The 19,218-nt window shown below is 74.1% G+C and carries 16 protein-coding genes; 12 read left to right on the plus strand and 4 right to left on the minus strand.

All coding sequences use genetic code 11. The features are described from left to right. From ACWEPL_RS50625 to ACWEPL_RS50635, 3 genes are all read left to right on the plus strand, one after another. Positions 1-749: ATP-binding cassette domain-containing protein (locus ACWEPL_RS50625; protein ID WP_452440582.1), on the plus strand; the 749-nt coding region annotated here is incomplete at its 5' end. Then, the gene (locus ACWEPL_RS50630; RefSeq protein ID WP_452440583.1) at positions 743-1,756 is read left to right on the plus strand and encodes an ABC transporter permease; all 1,014 of its coding nucleotides are present in this window, start codon (positions 743-745) and stop codon (positions 1,754-1,756) included. The genes ACWEPL_RS50625 and ACWEPL_RS50630, both read left to right, overlap by 7 nt. Beyond that, positions 1,753-2,856, plus strand: coding sequence for a substrate-binding domain-containing protein (locus tag ACWEPL_RS50635; protein ID WP_452440584.1), 1,104 nt, complete (start codon positions 1,753-1,755; stop codon positions 2,854-2,856). The genes ACWEPL_RS50630 and ACWEPL_RS50635 overlap by 4 nt, the downstream gene beginning before the upstream one ends. Positions 2,857-2,859: 3 nt before the next feature. Here ACWEPL_RS50635 and ACWEPL_RS50640 read toward each other — a convergent pair whose 3' ends face one another. Continuing rightward, positions 2,860-3,627 (minus strand): alpha/beta hydrolase, encoded by a 768-nt coding sequence (locus ACWEPL_RS50640; protein ID WP_350726953.1) that lies wholly within the window; start codon positions 3,625-3,627, stop codon positions 2,860-2,862. Between the two features lie 75 nt (positions 3,628-3,702). Between ACWEPL_RS50640 and ACWEPL_RS50645 the strand changes: the two genes are divergently transcribed. The 4 genes from ACWEPL_RS50645 to ACWEPL_RS50660 are packed head-to-tail and all read left to right on the plus strand — an operon-like array spanning position 3,703 to position 7,934. After that, complete coding sequence (locus tag ACWEPL_RS50645) at positions 3,703-4,950, plus strand: CoA transferase (RefSeq protein ID WP_452440586.1); 1,248 nt, start codon at positions 3,703-3,705, stop codon at positions 4,948-4,950. Continuing rightward, complete coding sequence (locus ACWEPL_RS50650; protein ID WP_452440587.1) at positions 4,947-5,813, plus strand: FAS1-like dehydratase domain-containing protein; 867 nt, start codon at positions 4,947-4,949, stop codon at positions 5,811-5,813. Before ACWEPL_RS50645 ends, ACWEPL_RS50650 begins: the two co-directional genes overlap by 4 nt. A gap of 1 nt (position 5,814) precedes the next feature. Further along, positions 5,815-7,431 (plus strand): acyl-CoA dehydrogenase family protein, encoded by a 1,617-nt coding sequence (locus ACWEPL_RS50655; RefSeq protein WP_452440608.1) that lies wholly within the window; start codon positions 5,815-5,817, stop codon positions 7,429-7,431. 50 nt (positions 7,432-7,481) lie between these two features. Beyond that, positions 7,482-7,934: a GNAT family N-acetyltransferase gene (locus ACWEPL_RS50660; protein WP_355198100.1), complete on the plus strand. Its 453-nt coding sequence runs from the start codon at positions 7,482-7,484 to the stop codon at positions 7,932-7,934. Here ACWEPL_RS50660 and ACWEPL_RS50665 read toward each other — a convergent pair whose 3' ends face one another. Together ACWEPL_RS50665 and ACWEPL_RS50670 are read right to left on the minus strand one after the other, a co-directional pair. Further along, positions 7,935-11,378, minus strand: coding sequence for a BTAD domain-containing putative transcriptional regulator (locus tag ACWEPL_RS50665; protein WP_452440588.1), 3,444 nt, complete (start codon positions 11,376-11,378; stop codon positions 7,935-7,937). 35 nt (positions 11,379-11,413) lie between these two features. Next, the gene (locus ACWEPL_RS50670) at positions 11,414-12,082 is read right to left on the minus strand and encodes a hypothetical protein (RefSeq protein WP_452440589.1); all 669 of its coding nucleotides are present in this window, start codon (positions 12,080-12,082) and stop codon (positions 11,414-11,416) included. A gap of 159 nt (positions 12,083-12,241) precedes the next feature. On the opposite strand from ACWEPL_RS50670, the gene ACWEPL_RS50675 reads away from it, so the two are divergent. Beyond that, positions 12,242-14,281, plus strand: a complete 2,040-nt coding sequence (locus ACWEPL_RS50675; RefSeq protein WP_363972581.1) for a sensor histidine kinase — start codon at positions 12,242-12,244, stop codon at positions 14,279-14,281. Further along, positions 14,271-14,918, plus strand: coding sequence for a response regulator transcription factor (locus tag ACWEPL_RS50680; protein ID WP_350726960.1), 648 nt, complete (start codon positions 14,271-14,273; stop codon positions 14,916-14,918). The genes ACWEPL_RS50675 and ACWEPL_RS50680 overlap by 11 nt, the downstream gene beginning before the upstream one ends. Positions 14,919-14,956: 38 nt before the next feature. Here ACWEPL_RS50680 and ACWEPL_RS50685 read toward each other — a convergent pair whose 3' ends face one another. Continuing rightward, positions 14,957-15,634 (minus strand): TetR family transcriptional regulator, encoded by a 678-nt coding sequence (locus ACWEPL_RS50685; RefSeq protein WP_452440590.1) that lies wholly within the window; start codon positions 15,632-15,634, stop codon positions 14,957-14,959. Positions 15,635-15,733: 99 nt separating this feature from the next. Between ACWEPL_RS50685 and ACWEPL_RS50690 the strand changes: the two genes are divergently transcribed. From ACWEPL_RS50690 to ACWEPL_RS50700, 3 genes are read left to right on the plus strand one after another with little or no spacing between them, the layout of a single operon-like run. Continuing rightward, on the plus strand, positions 15,734-17,272 hold the full coding sequence (locus ACWEPL_RS50690) for an acyl-CoA carboxylase subunit beta (protein WP_350726962.1): 1,539 nt from the start codon (positions 15,734-15,736) through the stop codon (positions 17,270-17,272). Continuing rightward, on the plus strand, positions 17,269-17,457 hold the full coding sequence (locus tag ACWEPL_RS50695) for an acyl-CoA carboxylase subunit epsilon (protein WP_357735408.1): 189 nt from the start codon (positions 17,269-17,271) through the stop codon (positions 17,455-17,457). The genes ACWEPL_RS50690 and ACWEPL_RS50695 overlap by 4 nt, the downstream gene beginning before the upstream one ends. An 8-nt stretch (positions 17,458-17,465) precedes the next feature. Beyond that, a complete protein-coding gene (locus tag ACWEPL_RS50700; RefSeq protein WP_452440609.1) occupies positions 17,466-19,211 on the plus strand; it encodes an ATP-binding protein in 1,746 nt (581 codons plus the stop codon). Positions 19,212-19,218: the final 7 nt, after the last annotated feature.

Consider the following 19,218-nt stretch of genomic DNA (forward strand, 5'->3'; position numbering starts at 1 on the left):
GGCGGGGAGAGGACCTGCTGAGCCTGGACGGCGGGCGCGCCGGCCGGGCGGGGCCGGTGGGGTTCGACCTGCGGTCCGGCGAGGCGCTCGGCCTGGTCGGGCTCACGGGAGCCGGGCACGTGGACCTCGGCCGCGCGCTGGCCGGCGCGTATCCCATGGCGGCGGGCCGCGTGCTGCTCGGCGGCGGCCCGTACCGGCCGGCCTCGGTCGCGGCGGCCGTCGGCGCGGGGGTCGGTTTCGTGTCCGGCGACCGGCACGAGGAAGGGGCCGCCGCCGACCTGAGCGTGCGGGAGAACCTGCTGGCCAACCCCGGCGTGCGCGGCCGATCGCCGCTGAGCCCGCTGAGCCCGCGCCGCGAGCGCGCCGAGACGGCGGCGATCGTCGAGCGCCTGCGCGTCCGCCCGGCCGACCCGGAGACGCCGTTCGCCGCCCTGTCCGGCGGGAACCAGCAGAAGGTGCTGATTGGCCGCTGGCTCGGGGCCGGCCGCCGGCTCCTGATCCTGGAGGAGCCCACGGCCGGCGTCGACGTCGGCGCCAAACCCGAGATCCTCCGGCTGCTCGACGAGGCCCTGGCGGCCGGGGCCGCCGCGCTCCTGGTCTCCGCCGACTTCGAGGAGGTCGCGAACCTGTGCGACCGGGCGCTCGTGTTCGCGCGCGGGACGGTGACGGCCGAGCTGAGCGGCGACGCCCTCACCGTCGCCGCCCTCACCCGGGCGGCCACGGCCACCCCAGGGACGGGTCGTTGCTGACGGACGACCGCACGCCCCGGAGACGGCCCTCCGCCGGCAGGCTGATCGGCGGTTACGGGCTGCTCGCGCTGGCCGTCATCCTGTTCGCCGCGTTCGCGTTCGCCCTGCCGGACACGTTCCCCACCATGGCCAACCTGACCGCGATCGTCTCCGCCTACTCGATCATCGCGGTCCTGGCGCTGGGCTCGATGATCCCCATCATCACCGGGAACTTCGACCTGTCCCTCGGCTACGGCCTGGGCCTGTGGCACGTCATGACGCTGCTGCTGATCGTGAACGCCGGCTGGCCGTGGCCCGCGGCCTGCCTGGCCGTGCTCGCCGGCGCGCCGGCGGTCGGCGCGGTCAACGGCCTGCTGGTGGAGTTCGCGCGCATCGACTCGTTCATCGCGACCCTCGGCACCGGCAGCATCCTGTACGCCGTCACGGGATGGGTGACCCATGGCGCCCGGATCTTCCCCGGCCCGCAGGGCCTGCCCGAGGGCCTGACCGGCCTGTACGACTCGACGCTCCTCGGCCTGCCGGCGCCCGCGTTCTACGTGCTCGCCCTGGCCGCCGCGCTGTGGCTCGTGCTGGAGCGGCTCCCCGTGGGCCGCTACCTCTACGTCATCGGCTCGAACCCGCGGGCGGCGGAGCTGGTCGGGATCCCGCTCCGCCGGTACGTCGTCCTCGCCTTCGCCGGATCCGGCCTGGTGACCGGCTTCGCGGGCGTGCTCCTCGCGGCCCAGCAGCAGATCGGCAACCCGAGCGTCGGGCTGGACTACCTGCTGCCGGCGTTCGTGGCCGCGCTGCTCGGCTCCACCACGATCAAGCCCGGACGGGCCAACCCCTGGGGCACGGTCGTCGCCATCGCGGTCCTGGCCATCGGGCTGTCGGGCATCAGCCAGCTCGGGGCGGACTTCTGGGTCACCCCGCTGTTCAACGGCGCCACCCTGCTCGTCGCCGTCGGGCTGGCCGGCTACTCCGCGCGGCGCCGGGCGCACGCCGGCCGGGTGCGGAGCCTCCCATGAACCTCGCCCGCCTCGTGGCGCTCGTCCTGGTCGCCGGCGGCTGCTCGCTCGGCACCCCGCCGCCCGCCCCCGGAGTGGGGTGCCACGACGTGGTGCACACCGCCAGGCGGGCGGTCGCCCGCGCCGAGGCGACGGACGTGCCCTGGGGCGGTCCCACGAGCGGGCCGCGCGCCGTCCCCGGCAAGAGCATCGTCTTCGTGGCCTCGACCATGACCAACCCCGGTGTGGCCGGCACCGCCGACGCCGTACGGGCGGCCGCCCGGTCCGTGCGGTGGAACTTCCGCGTGATCGACGGCCAGGGCACCCCCGCCGGGATCCGGGTGGCCCTGGGGGAGGCGGTCGCGCTCCGGCCGTCGGGCATCGTCATCGGCGGGTTCGACCCGGGGTCCGTGGCGCAGCAGGTCAAGCAGGCCAACGCCGCCGGGATCCAGCTCGTGGGATGGCACGCGACCAAGTCGCCGGGCCCCAGCGCGAACCCCCGCCTCTTCACCAACGTCACCAGCCGGGTGGAGGACGTCGCGCGGATCAGCGCGTACTGGATCATCGCCCGGTCGAACGGCCGGGCGGGCGTGGTGATCTTCACCGACTCCTCGATCCCGTTCGCCGAGAACAAGTCCCGGCTCATCAAGCAGACCCTGGCGACCTGCTCCGGCGTCCGGCTCCTGTCCTACGAGAACATCCCGCTCCCCGACGCGGGCACCCGCACGCCGCAGGAGGTCTCGTCCCTGCTGTCCCGCTTCAGGGACCTGTGGACGTACTCGGTCGCCATCAACGACGTCTACTTCGCCGACGCCGCTCCCGCGTTGCGCGCCGCCGGCAAGCCCGGGCAGGGACCTCCCTACTCCATCGGCGCCGGGGACGGGGACCCGTCGGCGTTCCAGCGGATCCGCGCCCGGCAGTTCCAGCACGCGACCGTCCCGGAGCCGCTGAACGCGCAGGGCAGCCAGATCGTCGACGAGCTCAACCGCGCGTTCGCCGGGCACCCGCCGAGCGGGTACGTGACGCCGGTGCACCTGACCACGACGGCGAACGTCGGCGATGCCACGTCCTGGGACCCGCACGGCTACCGCGACGCCTACCTGCGGATCTGGCGCGGGTAGGCCCTACCAGCCCCGGGACCGCAGGAAGGCGGCGCAGCGGCCGGTCCAGTCGCCCACGACGGGATCGGCCTCGGCCAGTCCCAGCCCGTGCCGGCCGCTGGGATAGACGTGCACCTCCAGGGGGATCCGGTGGCGGGCGAGCGACCGGGCCACCTGGAAGGTGTTCTCGACGGGGACCGCCTCGTCGTCGGCCGTGTGCCACAGGAACATGGGCGGCGTGGCCGGGCCGACGCGGTCGCCGAGCGACAGCTCGGAGCGTACGGACTCGGGCGCGTCCGGGCCGAGCAGGTTGGCGGCCGAGCCCTGGTGGGCGGCCGGTCCGGTGAGCGCGGCGACGGGATAGCAGAGCACGGCGAGCCCGGGGCGGGGATCGGCCCGGTCGACGGCGTCGTGCGGGCCTTCCGGCAGCATGGAGCCCGCCTCGGTGGCGAGCAGCCCGGCCAGGTGGCCGCCCGCCGAGAAGCCGAGCACCCCCACGCGGGCCGGGTCCACGCCGGTCGAGGCGGCGTGGTGCCGTACCCAGCGCACCGCCCTGGCGGCGTCGAGCAGGGGCAGCGGGTGGCGGTGCGGCGCGATCCGGTAGCGCACGACGAACGCCGCGATGCCCAGCGAGTTGAGCCAGCGCGCGACCGGCGCGCCCTCGTGGTCGGCGAGGTGGTGGTAGGCGCCGCCCGGGAGGACCACGACGGCCGGGCTCGGGCCGTCGTGTCGTACGGGGAAGGCGGTGATGGTCGCCTCGCCGGTCGTGGGCCACAGGGGGTGCTCGCTCATGCCGTGCCTTTCAGGTTTGTCTGACGACGGATGTTAGCGAGGGCCCGATGTGAGCGGTTCGGTTAGGTTGGTCGGGTGCGTGATCGGGACCACCCGTTGAGCAAGGATGCCGCGCGGCCGCTGAGCGGGCTGCGGATCGTCGAGCTCTCCAGCTACGTGGCCACGCCGCTGTGCGGGATGACGCTGGCGCAGCTGGGCGCCGACGTGATCAGGGTCGAGCCGATCGGCGGGGCTCCCGACCGTACGCGCTGGCCGCTGGCCGAGAGCGGGACGAGCCTGTACTGGTCGGGCCTCAACAAGGGCAAACGCGCCGTCGAGGTGGACCTGTCCGCCGAGGACGGGCGCCGGCTCGTCGCCGACCTGGTCGTCGGCGGGGGACGGCGCGGCGGGATCGTGATCAGCAACGCCGACCGGCACCCGGAGCTGACCTTCGAGGCGCTGCGGGCCCGCCGCCCCGACGTGATCCACGTGCTGCTCACCGGCCGCCGCGACGGCGGGACCGCGGTGGACTACACGGTCCAGGCGGCGACCGGGTTCCCGCTGCTGACCGGCCCGGAGGACGCCGGGCGGCCGGTGAACGGCGTGGTGCCCGCCTGGGACCTGGCCGCCGGCCTCTACCTGGCGGTCGGGCTGCTGGCCGCGGAGCGGCACCGCGTACTCACGGGGGAGGGGCAGCAGGTGCGGGTGGCGCTGGAGGACGTCGCCCTGGCGGTCGCCGGAAGCCTCGGCTACCTCGCCGAGGCGCAGCTGAACGGCACCTCGCGCGAGCGGATCGGCAACCACGTCTACGGCACCTTCGGCCGGGACTTCGTCACCGCCGACGGCGGGCGGCTGATGGTCGTGGCGCTCACCGACCGGCACTGGCGCGACCTCCTCGCCGCCACCGGCCTCACCGGCGTGGTCTCCGCGCTGGCCGCCGCCCTCGGGGTGGACTTCGGCGCGGAGTCCGAGCGCTACCGGCACCGCAGGGTGCTCGGCGACCTGATCGCGAGCTGGTTCGAGACCCGTACGCTCGCCGAGGCGTGCGAGGCGCTGCGGGCCACCCGCGTGCTGTGGTCGACGTACCGGAGCTTCACGGAGCTGGCTGCGACGCTGCCCGGGAACCCGCTGATGGGGAAGATCGCCCAGCCCGGGGTCGGCGAGCACTGGGCGCCGGGCTCGCCGCTGGTGATGGACGGCGAGCAGGCCCCTCCTGAGGCGTCGCCCGAGGTCGGCGGGCACACCGAGGAGGTGCTGCGGGCCGAGCTCGGCCTGTCGGGTGCGGAGCTGGCGGCGCTGCGGAGCAACGGCGTCATCCGGACGAGGCGGGGAAGGTCCACGTGAGCCGGGAACCGCACACCCTCACCACCCGGGAGACGGTGGACCCTGGCCCGGTCGCCGCGCTGTCGGCGCTGTTCGACGACGGCACGCCCGCGGTCGGCCCGGGAGACGCGCTGCCGCCGCTGTGGCACTGGCTCGCCCTGGCCCGCTGGCCCGTCTCGTCCGTGCTCGGCGCGGACGGCCATCCGGCGCGCGGGTCGTTCCTGCCCCCGGTGGAGCTGCCGCGGCGGATGTTCGCGGGCGGCGAGGTCGCCTTCCACGCCCCGCTCGCGGTGGGGAGCACGGTACGCCGCGAGGCGCGCGTGGAGTCGGTCACCGAGAAGCCGGGGCGCTCGGGCCGGCTGGTCGTCGTGGTCGTCACCATCCGGCTGTACGACGAGCACGACCGGCTCGCCGTCGAGGAACGGCAGGACCTCATCTACCGGGAGGCCGGGGCCGTCCCGGAAGAGGCCGCTCCGGCCGGGCCCGCGGCGGCCCTGGCGCCCGCCGGCGCGCCTTTCGCCCGGGAGGGGGAGGGTTCCTGGCGGTTCGCCACGGACCCGACGCTGCTGATGCGGTTCAGCGCGGCGACGTCCAACCCTCACCGGATCCACTACGACTGGCCGTACGCCACCCGCGTCGAGGGCTACCCCGGCCTGGTGGTGCACGGGCCCCTGATGACGCTCGCCCTGGCGGAGGTCCTGCGCCTGGAGGGGCACGGCGCGCCCGTGGCGCGCATGCGGCACCGGAACCGCAAGCCCCTGTTCTGCGGCCGGCCGGCGCTGCTGCGGCGGATCGACGCGGCCACGCTGGGCGTGTTCGGCCAGGACGAGGAGCCCCACAGCACCTTGGCGATCGAGTTCGGGGAAGGCGCCGGCCGTGCGTGAGATGACCGAGCCCGGCCGCGCGCGTGCCGTCGTGGAGGCGCTGCGGGGCGTCGTCGGCAGGGCCGCCGCCCACGTCGCCTCCGCGGACCGGGACCAGGCCGTGGCCTACGACGTGGCGTCCATGTCGGCGGCGGTCGCGGCGGCCGGGGCACTCCTCGACCACGTCGCGGACCCCGACGCGGGCTCCGGCGCAGGCCCTGGAGCCGGCCACGGCGCAGACTCCCGCCCTGGCCACGGCGCGGACCTGGCGCTGCTTTATGCCGCCGACGTCGCCGCCGACCTGGCCGGTCGCCTGACCGGCAGGGAGTCGCTGTGGGGCGTGGACGGGACGGCCCTGGACGGCGTCGCCGCCCACGTCGCCGCGGGACGCGACCCGGCGTTCCTGGAACGCGTCGCCGAACGCGTGCTGGCCACCCGCGAGGCGGGGCCCCGGCACCTGTCCGCCGAGCTGCAGCTGGTCCGCGCCGCCTTCCGCGAGTTCGCCGCCGACCGCGTCGCCCCCGTCGCCGACCGGATCCACCGCGAGGACGAGGACATCCCCGCCGAGATCATCGACGGGCTCGCCGGCATGGGCTGCTTCGGGCTGTCGATCCCGGCCGAGTACGGCGGCGCCGCCGAGGGCGACGAACTGGCCGCCATGGTGGTCGTGACCGAGGAACTGTCCCGGGCCTCGCTGGGGGCCGCCGGCTCGCTCATCACGCGTCCCGAGATCATCGCCACCGCGATCGCCCGCGGCGGCACCGAGGAGCAGAAACGGCGCTGGCTGCCGATGATCGCCTCGGGGGAGCGGCTGTGCGCCGTGGCGGTCACCGAGCCCGACTTCGGCTCCGACGTCGCCCGGATCACCACGAGCGCGACCCGCGACGGCGACGAATGGGTGCTGAACGGCGTCAAGACCTGGTGCACCTTCGCCGGCCGCGCCCACTACCTCCTCGTCCTGGCCCGCACCGACCCGGCCGGGCATCGGGGCCTTTCGCTCTTCGTGGTGGACAAACCCTCCTTCACCGGCCATGAATGGCGCCTCACCCAGGAGGGCGGCGGGTCCGTCGAGGGGCGTGCCATCCGTACGCTCGGCTATCGGGGCATGCACTCGTTCGAGGTGCGCTTCGACGGCTGGCGCGTCCCCGCGGCCGACCTGATCGGCGGGGAGGGCGGTCTCGGGCGCGGGTTCTACCTGCAGATGCAGGCGTTCGCGAACGCGCGGCTGCAGACCGCGGCCAGGGCCGTCGGGGTCATGCAGTCGGCGCTGGAGCTGGCCGTGGACTACGCGGGGCAGCGGTCGGTCTTCGGCCGGCCGCTCGCGGACTACCAGCTGACCCGCGCCAAGATCGCCAGGATGGCCGGGATGATCGCCGCGTGCCGGGCTTTCACGTTCGCCGCAGCCCGGGCCGTGACGGCCGGGGACGGCCAGCTGGAGGCCGCGCAGGTGAAGCAGCTCGCCTGCCGGGCGGCCGAATGGGTCACCAGGGAGGCCCAGCAGCTGCACGGCGGCTACGGGTACGCGGAGGAGTACGGCATCTCGCGGCTGTTCGTGGACGCGCGCGTGCTGTCCATCTTCGAGGGCGCCGACGAGGTCCTCGCCCTGCGGGTGATCGCCCGCAGGCTGATGAAGCCCTGACGACGAAATCGGTTGGCGGAGGCCGCGGATCGGTCGAGATCATGGCCCTCATGTCGATCCGTACGGCCCGTGAAGCCGATCTGCCCGCCCTGCTCGCCCTCGCCGTCGCCTTCTACGAGGAGGACGGCTTCACCACGCCGGAAGGCGACCTCGGCGCCAACCTCACCACCTTGGTCACCTCGCCCGCGGCCCGGGTCGCGGTGAGCGAGGAGCACGGCCGGATCATCGCGTTCGCGATCACCACGACCTCGTTCGGGCTCGAGTCCGGCCTGATCGCCGAGCTCGAAGATCTCTACGTCGCCCCGGAGGCGCGCAGGCGCGGCGAGGCCAACGGGCTGATCGAGGACAGCCGGAGCTGGGCCGCGGAGCTGGGATGTTCCCTCCTGGAGATCGTGATCGCCCCCAACGGCAACGACGTGAGCCATCTCTTCGACTTCTACGGCAAGCGTGGATTCCAGGACGAGGGGCGCCGCCTGCTCAGCCAACCGCTGTCCAGGACGTGATCACGCTCTGGTGGCGACCTGGAGAGGCCGGCGGACGCCGGTGGCGGCGGCGCGGTCGCGCCACCAGTGCAGGCCGGCGGCGTCGGCCTGCTGTTCGAGGGTGGTGAGGTGGGCGGTGGCGGTGTCGTGATGGCCGGTGGCGGTGGCGAGCAGGGCGAGGTACCAGTCGACGGGGCCCAGGCAGAGCACGGCTGACAGGGCGGAGATACGGCCGCTGTAGGGGAGCAGGGCGGTGTAGGCCGTACGGCATTCGTGGGTGCGGCCGAGCGCGGCGACGGCGGCGGCGCGCAGGCAGGTGGCCGACAGCCAGGACCAGTCCCGGGGAGGGGCTTGACGGGGGCCGCCGTTGAGGCGCCGCGCGTGGTCGAGGTGGCCCTGGGCGCACAGGTGCAGGGTGGTGGCGTCGTGGTGCAGGGTGGGATGGACGCCGCGGACGGCGGCGATGAGGGGCGCGGCGTCGGCGATGGCGCCGCGGTGGTAGCTGAGCGCGACGCGGCCGGTGGCGACGGTCTGGCGGGCGTGCCAGAGGTTGAGGTGGCGGGCCTGGTCGCCGGCGTCGTCGTAGAGGCGGCCGGCCTCGTCGAAGCGGCCGTCGAGGGTGAGCCGGTTGGCGTGCCAGAGGGTGTGCTGGAAGCGGGGCCAGGGCAGCGGGTGGAGTTCCAGGAGTGTGTCGCAGCGGGCGGCGGCCCGGTCGGCGCCGGCCACGTCGAACGCCTCCAGGCGGCCACAGGCGTCCACCATGCCGGCGAGCAGCTCGACCTGAGGGTTGTCGGTGTGTTCCGCCAGGTCGTGTAACTCGCCGGTGAGGTCCGTCAACCCGGTGAGGGCCCGGGGCCGGGGCACGGTGAGACGGCGGTCGTCGCGAGCGCGGGTGCGGGTGAGCGGGCGGGGGTCGTCCACCGGGTGCCAGCCCACGTGGTGCTGGCCCACGTGGTGCTGGCCCGCCAGGTGCTGGCCCGCCGGGTGCTGGCCTGCCGGGTGCTGGCCTGCCGGGTGCTGGCCTGCCGGGTGCTGGCCTGCCGGGTGTCGGCCCGTCAGGGGCCGGCTCGCTTGGTACGGGTCGCGTAGCAGCGACAGGGAGGGCTTGCCGAGCGCGGTGAGAGCGCGTACCACCAGGCCGGCGCCCGCGTCGGCGCGGTCGGCGGCGCGCAGGGCGGCGGCTCCGGAGCGGCGGGCGGCGTCCCGGTCGCCGGCCGCCTCCAGGGCCTGGACGTGGTGGAGGAGCAGCTCCACGTGCTGGGCGGGGTCGCCGCCCGAGGCGTCGTGGGCGGCCACCGCATGGCCCCACCACCTGGCCGCCTCCGCGTACGCCAGGCGCAGGCCGGCCTGCTCAGCGGCGGCCACGGCCCAGCGCACGGCCTCGCCGTGCGAGCCCGCCTGGATGGCGTGCCAGGCGATGGCGGCCACGTCGGCGGACGGGCGGGCGGCCAGGGCGGCGGCCAGGTCCCGGTGGACGGCGGCCCTGCGCCGTGGCGGCAGGCCCCCGGCCAGCGCCTCCCGCACCAGATCGTGCACGAACACCAGCCGCCCACCCCCGGCGACGGCCGGTTCCACGCGAAACGCGCGCCCGCCCCCGACGGGCAACCCCGCGCCGACGGCCCGGCCGGGCGCATCCTGCGCACTGGGCAGCCCCATATCGGTGGGGAGGTCGAATGCGTCGCCGGAGACGGGTAGTGCCGCGTCGGTGGTGAGGTCGAGCGCGTCGCCGGAGAGGGGCAGTCCCGTGCCGGTCGCGAGGTCGAGGGCGGTGTCGGGGACGGGCAGTCCCGTGCGGGCCGTTAGGTCGGCGCTGGGGGCGAGCAGGCCCGCGTGGGTTGCGCGGTCGAGCAGGTCGGCCGCCTCGGGGCCCGCGACCTGCGTCACGATCGCCGGGTCGAACTCCCTGCCGAGCACCGCCGCGACCGCCAGCACGTCCGCGACCTCGGCATCGAGCTGCGACCGCACCAGCCCGGCGACCGTCTCCGGGACGGCGTCCACGGCGTGGCCGCCGGCCCTCAGCCGGAGGCATTCCCGTACGAAGAAGGGGTTGCCGCCGGTCCGGTCGGCCAGCCGCGCCGCGGCCTCGGCGTCGAGCTCAACGCCCATCCCGGCCGCCATGGACCGTACGGCCTCCGGCGCCAGGCCGCGGACGCGCAGGCGGACGAGGTCGTAGCGGGCCAGCCGGCTCAGCGGGTCGTCGAAACCCGGGCGGAACGCGGCGACCAGCGTGACGGCGGCGCCGTCCAGCCGCATGACCAGGTCCCTGAGCAGCTCCAGCGACGCGGGGTCGGCCCGCTGCAGGTCGTCCAGGACGATCACCAGCGGCCGGACGCGCGCGGCCGCGGTCAGCCACCGCGCGACGGCGTGCGCGTCGGCCGGGCGGTCCGCGTCGAGCAGGCCGGCCAGGGTCTGCCGGTCGCCGGGCGGGCAGTGCTGTTCGAGCGTCCGCAGCACCTGGACCCACGGCCACAGCGGCGGCAACCCTTCGGCGTCGTGGCAGCGCCCCCAGAGCACGAGCTGCCCGAGCGCGGCCGAGCAGTGCTCGCCGAACTCCTCCAGCAGGAACGTCTTGCCGATCCCCGCCTCGCCGCTCACCGCCGCCAGCCGCAGGCCGGTGCGGGCGGCCCGCTCGGGCAGCGCCAGCAGCTCGGCGAGCCGGTCGTCCCGGCGAGCCGGCCGGGGCTGGGTCGGCACGACCAGGGTGGCCGGGGCGGCCGGCTCCAGGGAGTCGGCCTGGCGGAGGATGTCCTGTTCGAGGGAGCGCAGCTCGGGGCCGGGGTCGAGGCCGAGCTGGTCGGCCAGCTGCCGGGCCGCGCGGCGCAGTACGGCCAGCGCCTCCGCCTGCCGCCCGGTGCGGTACAGGGACAGGGCGAGCAGGCACCACAGCCGCTCGCGCAGCGGGTTCTCGGCCGTCTCCGCCTCCAGGTCCGTGATCACGGCCTGTGGGCGGCCCAGGTCGAGCAGCGCCCGGGCGCGCCGCTCGAGCGCGACCAGGCGCAGCTCGCGCAGCCGGCTCACCTCGGTGAGGGCCCAGGTCTCGTCCCCGAACTCCCCGTACGGCACGCCCCGCCACAGCCCGAACGCGGCGTCCAGGCAGGTCAGCGCCTCCCCCGGCGACTGGAACTCCGACCGGCCCACCAGCTCCTCGAACCGCGACGCGTCCACGTCATCGGCGGCCAGCAGGTAGCCGGGCGGCCGGCCGATCAGCACCTTGGGCTTGGCCCACGGGCCGCGGTCCGGCTCGATCGCCCGGCGCAGGTTCGACACGTACGAGTGCAGCGACGACAGCCCGCTGGGCGGCGGCGTGTCCCCGTACATGTCATGGATCAGGGTGTCGGTGGAGACCACGACCCCCCGTGCGATGAGGAGCCGGGCCAGCACCGCGCGCGGGCGGGCCCCGCCCAGGCCGACGGGCTCCCCGCCGTCGGCACGGACCTCGAGAGGTCCCAGAACTCGAAATTCCACAGCACGTCCGGTTCGCTCAGGCGGATCTGGAGAAGTCAGGCGGATCTGGAGAAGAGGGTGGCCGCGGGCCGCAGGGCCATCAGCAGGCCGAGCGCGGCGTACCCGATGACCAGGTGGGTGCCGCCGACCCAGCGGGCCAGCTGCTCGCCGACCAGCAGGTAGCAGGGGACGGTCACGACCGCCCAGCTCTCCGCGATGAGCGGCCACCAGCGCAGCACCCCGCGCCACCGCGCGGTGACGGCGAGCTTGACGCTGATCGCGGCCATGCCCAGCATCGACAGCGGCCAGCAGATGTCGAGGAAGGCCAGCCAGGTCTCGTCCTTGACGCCGTCCGGCAGGACGCCGTGCAGCAGCGACCAGACGCCGGCGAGGCCGAGCACCGCGGCCTCGAGCTTGAGCGCCACCGCGGCGCCTCGCGAGGTGCCGATCGCCCGCGTCTTCATCTGCACCCAGAGCAGGCAGAAGATGCCGAGCTGGAACACCAGCCCGGTCAGGTCGATGATCCGCTCGCCCACGCCGACGCCTTGCGTGCCGTGGATGTAGATGGCCGTCGCCCAGGTCAGCGAGCCGACCATCAGCCCGATCCCGGCGCGGCGGACGGCACTCTCGCTCGCGGCCGGGGCGGCGCCGGTGTAGGGGGTGGAGTTGAGCACCTGGGTGTCCGTACGGGCCCGGGCGGGCTCGTTGCGGATGTGGGCGTCCATGGGGTTCCTTCCGGTTTGTTGCGATGCCCCCAACGATGTCCGCCCGCTGTCCCGGGCCGGCAGAGCCGCCCGTCCCTGATCCGGTCCCGAGGCGCCCCGCCGTGTCCCGGGACAGGCTGTCCCGGGACAACGGGACACATATCCGGCGACAATGCTCAGGTGACAAAAGCCAGCCGCCTGTCCGCGGTCCCGGCGGCGCTCGCGGTCGTGCTCACGGTCGGCACGGTGCTGCTGGACGTCCGCAACTCCGGGATCTCGTTGCCGCCCGGCGCGGGCCTCGAAGCCGTGAGCTGGCCGGCCGCGGTGTCGGGCCTGGCCCAGGCGGTGCCCGGCGCGCTGCTGCTGCGGCGGCTGCCCCGGCATCCCGTCGCCTGGGTGCTGACCCTGTCGGGCGTGCACTGGGCGCTGAACGGCTTCTCCGGCGCCTGGTCGGTGTACGCGATCTACACCTCGCCGGGGGCCTTCGCGGCCGCGCCGGCCTACTGGTTCTACGCCCGGTTCGGCGCGGCGCTGCTGGTCGGGCTGCCGCTGCTGATCCTGCTCTTCCCCGACGGGCGGCTGCCCGCCGCCAAGGGCTGGCGGCGGCTGTCGATCGCCGGACTGGGGCTGGCCGGCTACCTGCCGCTGGTGTGGATATTCGTGCCGGCGTCCGCGATGATGCGGTTCGAGAACGCCCCGTTGCCCCCGGAGATCCTGCGGCTCGGCCTCGACGCCGTCAGCCTGGAGCTGCCGTACGAGGCGTGGGCGGCCCTGCTCGGCCTCGCCCGAGCAGGGGCGGCGGTGAGCCTGATCATCCCCTGCGCGGTCATGGTGCACCGCTACCGGCGGGCGGACGCGGAGCGGCGCGCCCAGATCCGCTGGCTGACCTGGGCCGCGCTGGCCGACATGTTCGTGCTCCTGGTGCCCCTGGAACAGCTGTCGTCGGTGCTCATGTGCGTCGGGATCGCGCTCACCTCCGCCGCGGTGCTGATCGCGGTGACCGAATACCGCCTGTACGACATCGACCGGCTGCTGCCGGCGACCTTCCTGTACGGGATGCTCGCGGTCCTGGTGGTCGCGATCGACGTGGCCGTGTTCACCGTTGCGGGCAGCGTGCTGGGCGAGCGCGACTCCGCGCTGGCCGCCATCGCGATCGTCTCGGTGGCCTACGCGCCGCTGCGGACGTGGTTGTGGCGGGCGGCGCGGCGGCTGGTGCGCGGGGCGCGCGACGACCCGTACGCGATGGTCTCGACGCTCGCCGAGCGGCTCGAGGTCACCACCGAGCCCGACGCGCAGCTCGCCGCGCTGGCCCACACGGTGTCCGAGGCGTTCCGGCTGCCGTACGTACGGGTGGAGATCGAGCGGCCGGGCGGCGTGCGTACGGTGGTCGAGCACGGCGCCCCGGACGGGCCGCAGCTGTCGCTGCCGGTCGCCTACCGCGACGAGGCCGTGGGCCGGCTGGTCCTGTGCCGGGCCGACCTGACCGAGCGCGACCAGCGGCTGCTCGGCGACCTCGTCCGGCAGGCCGCCCAGGCGGCGCGGGCCAGCGAGCTCAGCGCCGACCTGCAGCGCATCCGCGCCAGGCTCGTGACCGCGCGCGAGGAGGAGCGCCGCCGGATCCGCCGCGACCTGCACGACGGCCTCGGGCCCAGCCTCGGCGCCGTCGCGCTGCGCATAGAGACCGCCCGCAACCTGGCCGCCACCGCGCCCGCCGAGTCCGATCGCATCCTGGAGCAGACCGCGGCCGAGGTCTCCGTCGTGCTGGCCGACGTCCGCCGCCTGGTGCACGACCTGCGCCCGCCGGCGCTCGACGAGCTCGGCGTGCTCCGGGCCGTGGAGCAGCAGGCCGACCGGGTCCGCTCCGGCGGCCTGCAGGTCGCCGTGACCGGCGACGACGCGCTCGGCTCGCTGCCCGCCGCGGTGGAGGTGGCCGCGTACCGCATCGTGTCGGAGGCGCTGGCCAACGTGGTGCGGCACGCCGCGGCGACGCACTGCGAGATCATGCTCGGTGTGCGCGGGCGGACCCTGGAGATCACGGTACGCGACGACGGCCGCGGCATCGGCCGCGACGTCGAGGCCGGGGTCGGTATGTTGTCCCTGCGCGAGCGGGCGGCCGAGCTCGGCGGGGAGTGCCAGGTCACCTGCCCGCCCGGCGGCGGGACGCTCGTCCGCGCGCGACTTCCCCTCGAACAGACCACGGAGGTGGCCGGTGTCCGATGAGACGATCCGAGTGCTGCTCGCCGACGACCATCCGGTCTACCGCGACGGGCTGGCGGCGCTGCTGGCCTCCTTGCCCGGCATCGACGTCGTGGGCACCGCCGCGGACGGCCGGCAGGCCGTCGCGCTGGCCGCCGACCTGCAGCCGGACATCGTGGTCATGGACGTCAGCATGCCGGAGCTGGACGGCATCGAGGCCACCCGCCGGGTCGTCGCCGACAGCCCGCACATCGGGGTGGTCATGCTGACCATGTCGGAGCAGGATGCCACCCTGTTCGCGGCGATGCGCGCCGGAGCCCGCGGATACCTGCTCAAAGGGGCGAACCAGGCCGAGATCGTCCGCGCCATCCAGGCAGTCGCCCACGGCGAGGCCATCTTCGGGCCGTCGATCGCCCGGCGGGTGACCGAGTTCTTCACCGCGCCGCCGACCGAGGATTCGGCATTCCCGCAGCTCACGCCGCGCGAGCTGGAGATCCTCACGCTGATCGCGGCCGGCCGGTCGAATCCGCAGATCGCCTCGGAGCTGTTCCTGTCGCCCAAGACCGTGCGCAACAACGTGTCCAACATCTTCGCCAAGCTGCACGTGGCCGACCGCACCGAGGCCATCATCCGCGCCCGCGACGCGGGTCTCGCCCGCTGATCCCCTTCGAAAAGAGGGGGTTGTCAGGGGTTGCGTTTCTACGTGGACGACTCCAGGTGCTGCTGGATGACGGCCATGACGTCCTGGGGCGAGGCCGCGCGGCTGAAGGTGGCGACGACGATCTGGTCGCCCTTGTCCTGCGGCTGCTCCAGGTGGCGGAAGGTGGCGATCACGTACCGCAGCGCGTGGTCGAGGGGGCCGGACGGGTCGTACGTGCCGCCCGCGCGCAGCCATCCCCGCAGCACCTGGTTGTGCGCGGCCACCACGGAGGCGGCCATGAGCTCGGCGCGCAGGCCGGCGTCGGGGGAGTCGCCGAGCCACTCGCCGACGAACTCGCGGAACAGCCGCTGGTAGCGGGCCACGCTGGCGATCTCCCTGTCGCGTAGCGCCGGCACGCGGCGGACCAGGCGATATCGGCGCAGCGACACCTCGGCGTCGTCGACGTAGCGGGCGAGCACGATGCGCACCGCGTCGGTGATGGCGACGATCGCGGTGTCCGCGGTCGAGGCCCGCAGCCGCGCGGCGATCCTCTCCAGCAGGGTGTCGTGGTCGGGGAAGATCGCGTCTTCCTTGGAGCGGTAGTAGCGGAAGAACGTGCTGCGGCTCACGCCTGCTCGCGCGGCGATGTCGTCGACGGTGGTCTCGTCGTAGCCGCGCTCGTCGAACAGCGCCACGGCGGCTTCGGCGAGGCGCTGGCTGATGGGCGGTTTCGGCACGTGGTCATTCTCCCGAAAGTTAGGGGTATCCAAGCGTGCGAAACTGAGTATCGTCAATATGAAACTGAGTCTTATCGTGGGTCTTATCGGCGGTGGTGCATGTCAGCGCAAGGCACAGCGGGCAGCCTGGCCCGCCTCAAGGAGCGGTTGGATGAGGCAGTTCACGTGGGCGAGGCCCGGGCGGCGGCCAAGCAGCACGCGAAGGGCAGGCTGACCGCGCGGGAGCGGATCGAGCGGCTGCTGGACGCGGGCTCTTTCGTCGAGCTGGACGCGCTGGCCCGCGGCGGGCTCGTGTACGGCGACGGCGTGGTGACCGGTTACGGGACGGTCGACGGCCGCCAGGTGTGCGTCTTCTCGCAGGATTTCACGGTGTCCGGCGGCAGCCTGGGGGAGGTGTACGGGCAGAAGATCTGCAAGGTCATGGACCTGGCCATGAAGAACGGCGTGCCGATCATCGGCATCAACGAGGGCGCCGGGGCGCGCATCCAGGAGGGCGTCGTCTCGCTCGGCCTCTACGGCGAGATCTTCCGCCGCAACATCCGGGCCTCCGGCGTGATCCCGCAGATCTCCCTGATCATGGGCGCGTGCGCGGGCGGCCACGTCTACTCGCCGGCTCTCACGGATTTCACGATCATGGTGGACGAGTCGTCGCACATGTTCGTGACGGGCCCGGACGTCATCAAGACCGTCACCGGTGAGGACGTCACCTTCGAGGAGCTGGGCGGCGGCCGGGTGCACAACAGCCGCAGCGGCATCGCCCACTACCTGGCCCATGACGAGGACGACGCGCTCGACTACGCCCGGGCGCTGCTGTCGTACCTGCCGCAGAACAACCTGGACGACGCGCCGCACCCCGAGTTCGAGGCCGATCTGGAGCTCGGCGCCGACGACCTGGCGCTGGACGAGCTGGTGCCGGACTCGCCGAACCAGCCGTACGACATGCACGAGGTCATCGCGGCCCTGCTGGACGACGGCGAGTTCCTGGAGGTGCAGCCGCTGTTCGCGCCGAACATCGTGGTCGGCTTCGGGCGCGTGGAGGGCCGGTCGGTGGGTGTGGTGGCCAACCAGCCGATGCGGCTGGCGGGCACGCTCGACATCGACGCCTCCGAGAAGGCCGCCCGGTTCGTGCGCACGTGTGACGCGTTCAGCATCCCGGTGCTCACGCTCGTGGACGTGCCCGGCTTCCTGCCCGGCACCGAGCAGGAGTGGAACGGCATCATCCGGCGCGGCGCCAAGCTCCTGTACGCCTACGGCGAGGCCACGGTCCCGCTGGTCACGGTGATCACCCGCAAGGCGTACGGCGGGGCGTACGACGTGATGGGCTCCAAGCACCTGGGCGCGGACGTGAACCTGGCCTGGTCGACCGCGCAGATCGCGGTGATGGGCGCCCAGGGCGCGGTCAACATCCTGCACCGCAAGCGGCTGGCCGCCGCCGACGACCCGGACGCGCTGCGGGCCGAGCTGGTGCGCGAGTACGAGGACACCCTCGCCACCCCCTACCTGGCGGCCGAGCGCGGCTATGTGGACGCGGTGATCGCGCCGAGCGAGACCCGGCGCGAGGTCACCCGCGCGCTGCGGCTGCTGCGCGGCAAGCGCGACGCTCTGCCGCCCAAGAAGCACGGGAACATCCCGCTATGAACGTGATCAAGGGCGATCCTTCGCCGGAAGAGCTGGCCGCGCTGGTCGTGGCGCTGCGCGCTCTCGCAGATGACGACGTTCCCGAGCCGCCACGGCCTCCCCGCCGCCGTGTGCTGCGCCGCCCGTTGGTGACCGGCCCCCGCGGATGGCGGGAGTCGAGCTGGAGTCTTGGAGGATCCCTGTGAGCACGACCTTGCGCAAGGTGCTCGTCGCCAACCGCGGCGAGATCGCCGTCCGGATCGTCCGGGCCTGCCGCGACGCGGGGATCGCCTGCGTGGCGGTCTACGCCGACCAGGACCGCGACGCGCTCTTCGTCCGGATGGCCGATGAGGCGTACGCGCTGGGCGGCGCCACGCCGGGGGAGACGTACCTGTCGATCGAGAAGATCATCGAGGTGGCCGCGCGGTCGGGCGCCGACGCGGTGCACCCCGGGTACGGCTTCCTGGCCGAGAACTCCGGCTTCGCCCAGGCGGTCATCGACGCGGGCCTGGTGTGGATCGGGCCGCCGCCCGCGGCGATCACCGCGCTCGGCGACAAGGTGCAGGCCCGGCACATCGCCCAGAAGGTCGGCGCGCCCCTGGTGGCCGGGACCCCCGACCCGGTGTCCGGCGTGGACGAGGTCCTGCGCTTCGCCGAGCAGCACGGCCTGCCGATCGCGATCAAGGCGGCCTTCGGCGGCGGCGGGCGCGGGCTCAAGGTCGCCCGCACCCTGGAGGAGATCCCCGACCTGTACGACAGCGCCGTGCGCGAGGCCGTGACCGCGTTCGGGCGGGGCGAGTGCTTCGTGGAGCGCTACCTGGACCGGCCCCGCCACGTGGAGACCCAGTGCCTGGCCGACGCGTACGGCAACGTGGTCGTGGTCTCCACCCGCGACTGCTCGCTGCAGCGCCGCCACCAGAAGCTCGTCGAGGAGGCGCCCGCCCCGTTCCTCACCGGCGAGCAGGAGGCCCTGCTGCGCCGGAGCTCCAAGGCGATCCTCCGCGAGGCCGGCTACGTCGGCGCCGGGACGTGCGAGTTCCTCGTCGGCCAGGACGGCACGATCTCCTTCCTGGAGGTCAACACCCGCCTTCAGGTGGAGCACCCGGTCACCGAGGAGGTCACCGGCATCGACCTGGTACGCGAGATGTTCCGGATCGCGGCGGGGGAGGAGCTCGGCTACGACGATCCCGAGCCGCGCGGCCACTCGATCGAGTTCCGGATCAACGCCGAGGACGCCGGACGCAACTTCCTGCCCGCCCCCGGCACCATCACCGGCTGGCGGGCCCCCTCCGGACCGGGCGTGCGTCTCGACGCCGGGTACGAGCAGGGCGAGACCGTGCCGGGCGCCTTCGACTCGCTGATCGCCAAGCTGGTCGTCACCGGCGCCACCCGCGAGCAGGCCCTCCAGCGCGCGGGCCGGGCGCTGGCGGAGTTCGGGATCGACGGCATGCCGACCGTGCTGCCGTTCCACCGGGCCGTGGTGGCGGAGGAGGCGTTCACCGCCGTCCCCTTCACCGTGCACACCAGGTGGATCGAGACCGAGTTCGACAACCTGATCGCTCCCTACGACGGCGTGCCCGGCGAGGCCCCGGAGCAGGGCGAGCGCGAGCGGATCACCGTCGAGGTGGCGGGCAAGCGGCTGGAGGTCGTGCTTCCCGCCGGCACCGCGAAGCCGCGCGCGGCCGCCAAGGCCGCTCCCCGGCGCGAGAAGAGAGGCGCGGCCAAGGCCGCAGCCGGTGGGAACGCCCTGGTCAGCCCGATGCAGGGCACCATCGTCAAGGTGATGGCCACCGACGGCGACGACGTGACCGCCGGGGCCACCATCGTGGTGCTGGAGGCCATGAAGATGGAGCAGCCGCTCACCGCCCACAAGGCCGGGACCATCGTCGGGATGTCCGCCCAGGTCGGAGCCGCGGTGGCGGCCGGGACCGTGATCTGCGAGATCAAGGACCCGGCCTGACGCCGAG

It is taken from the genome of Nonomuraea sp. NPDC004186 (assembly GCF_053603495.1).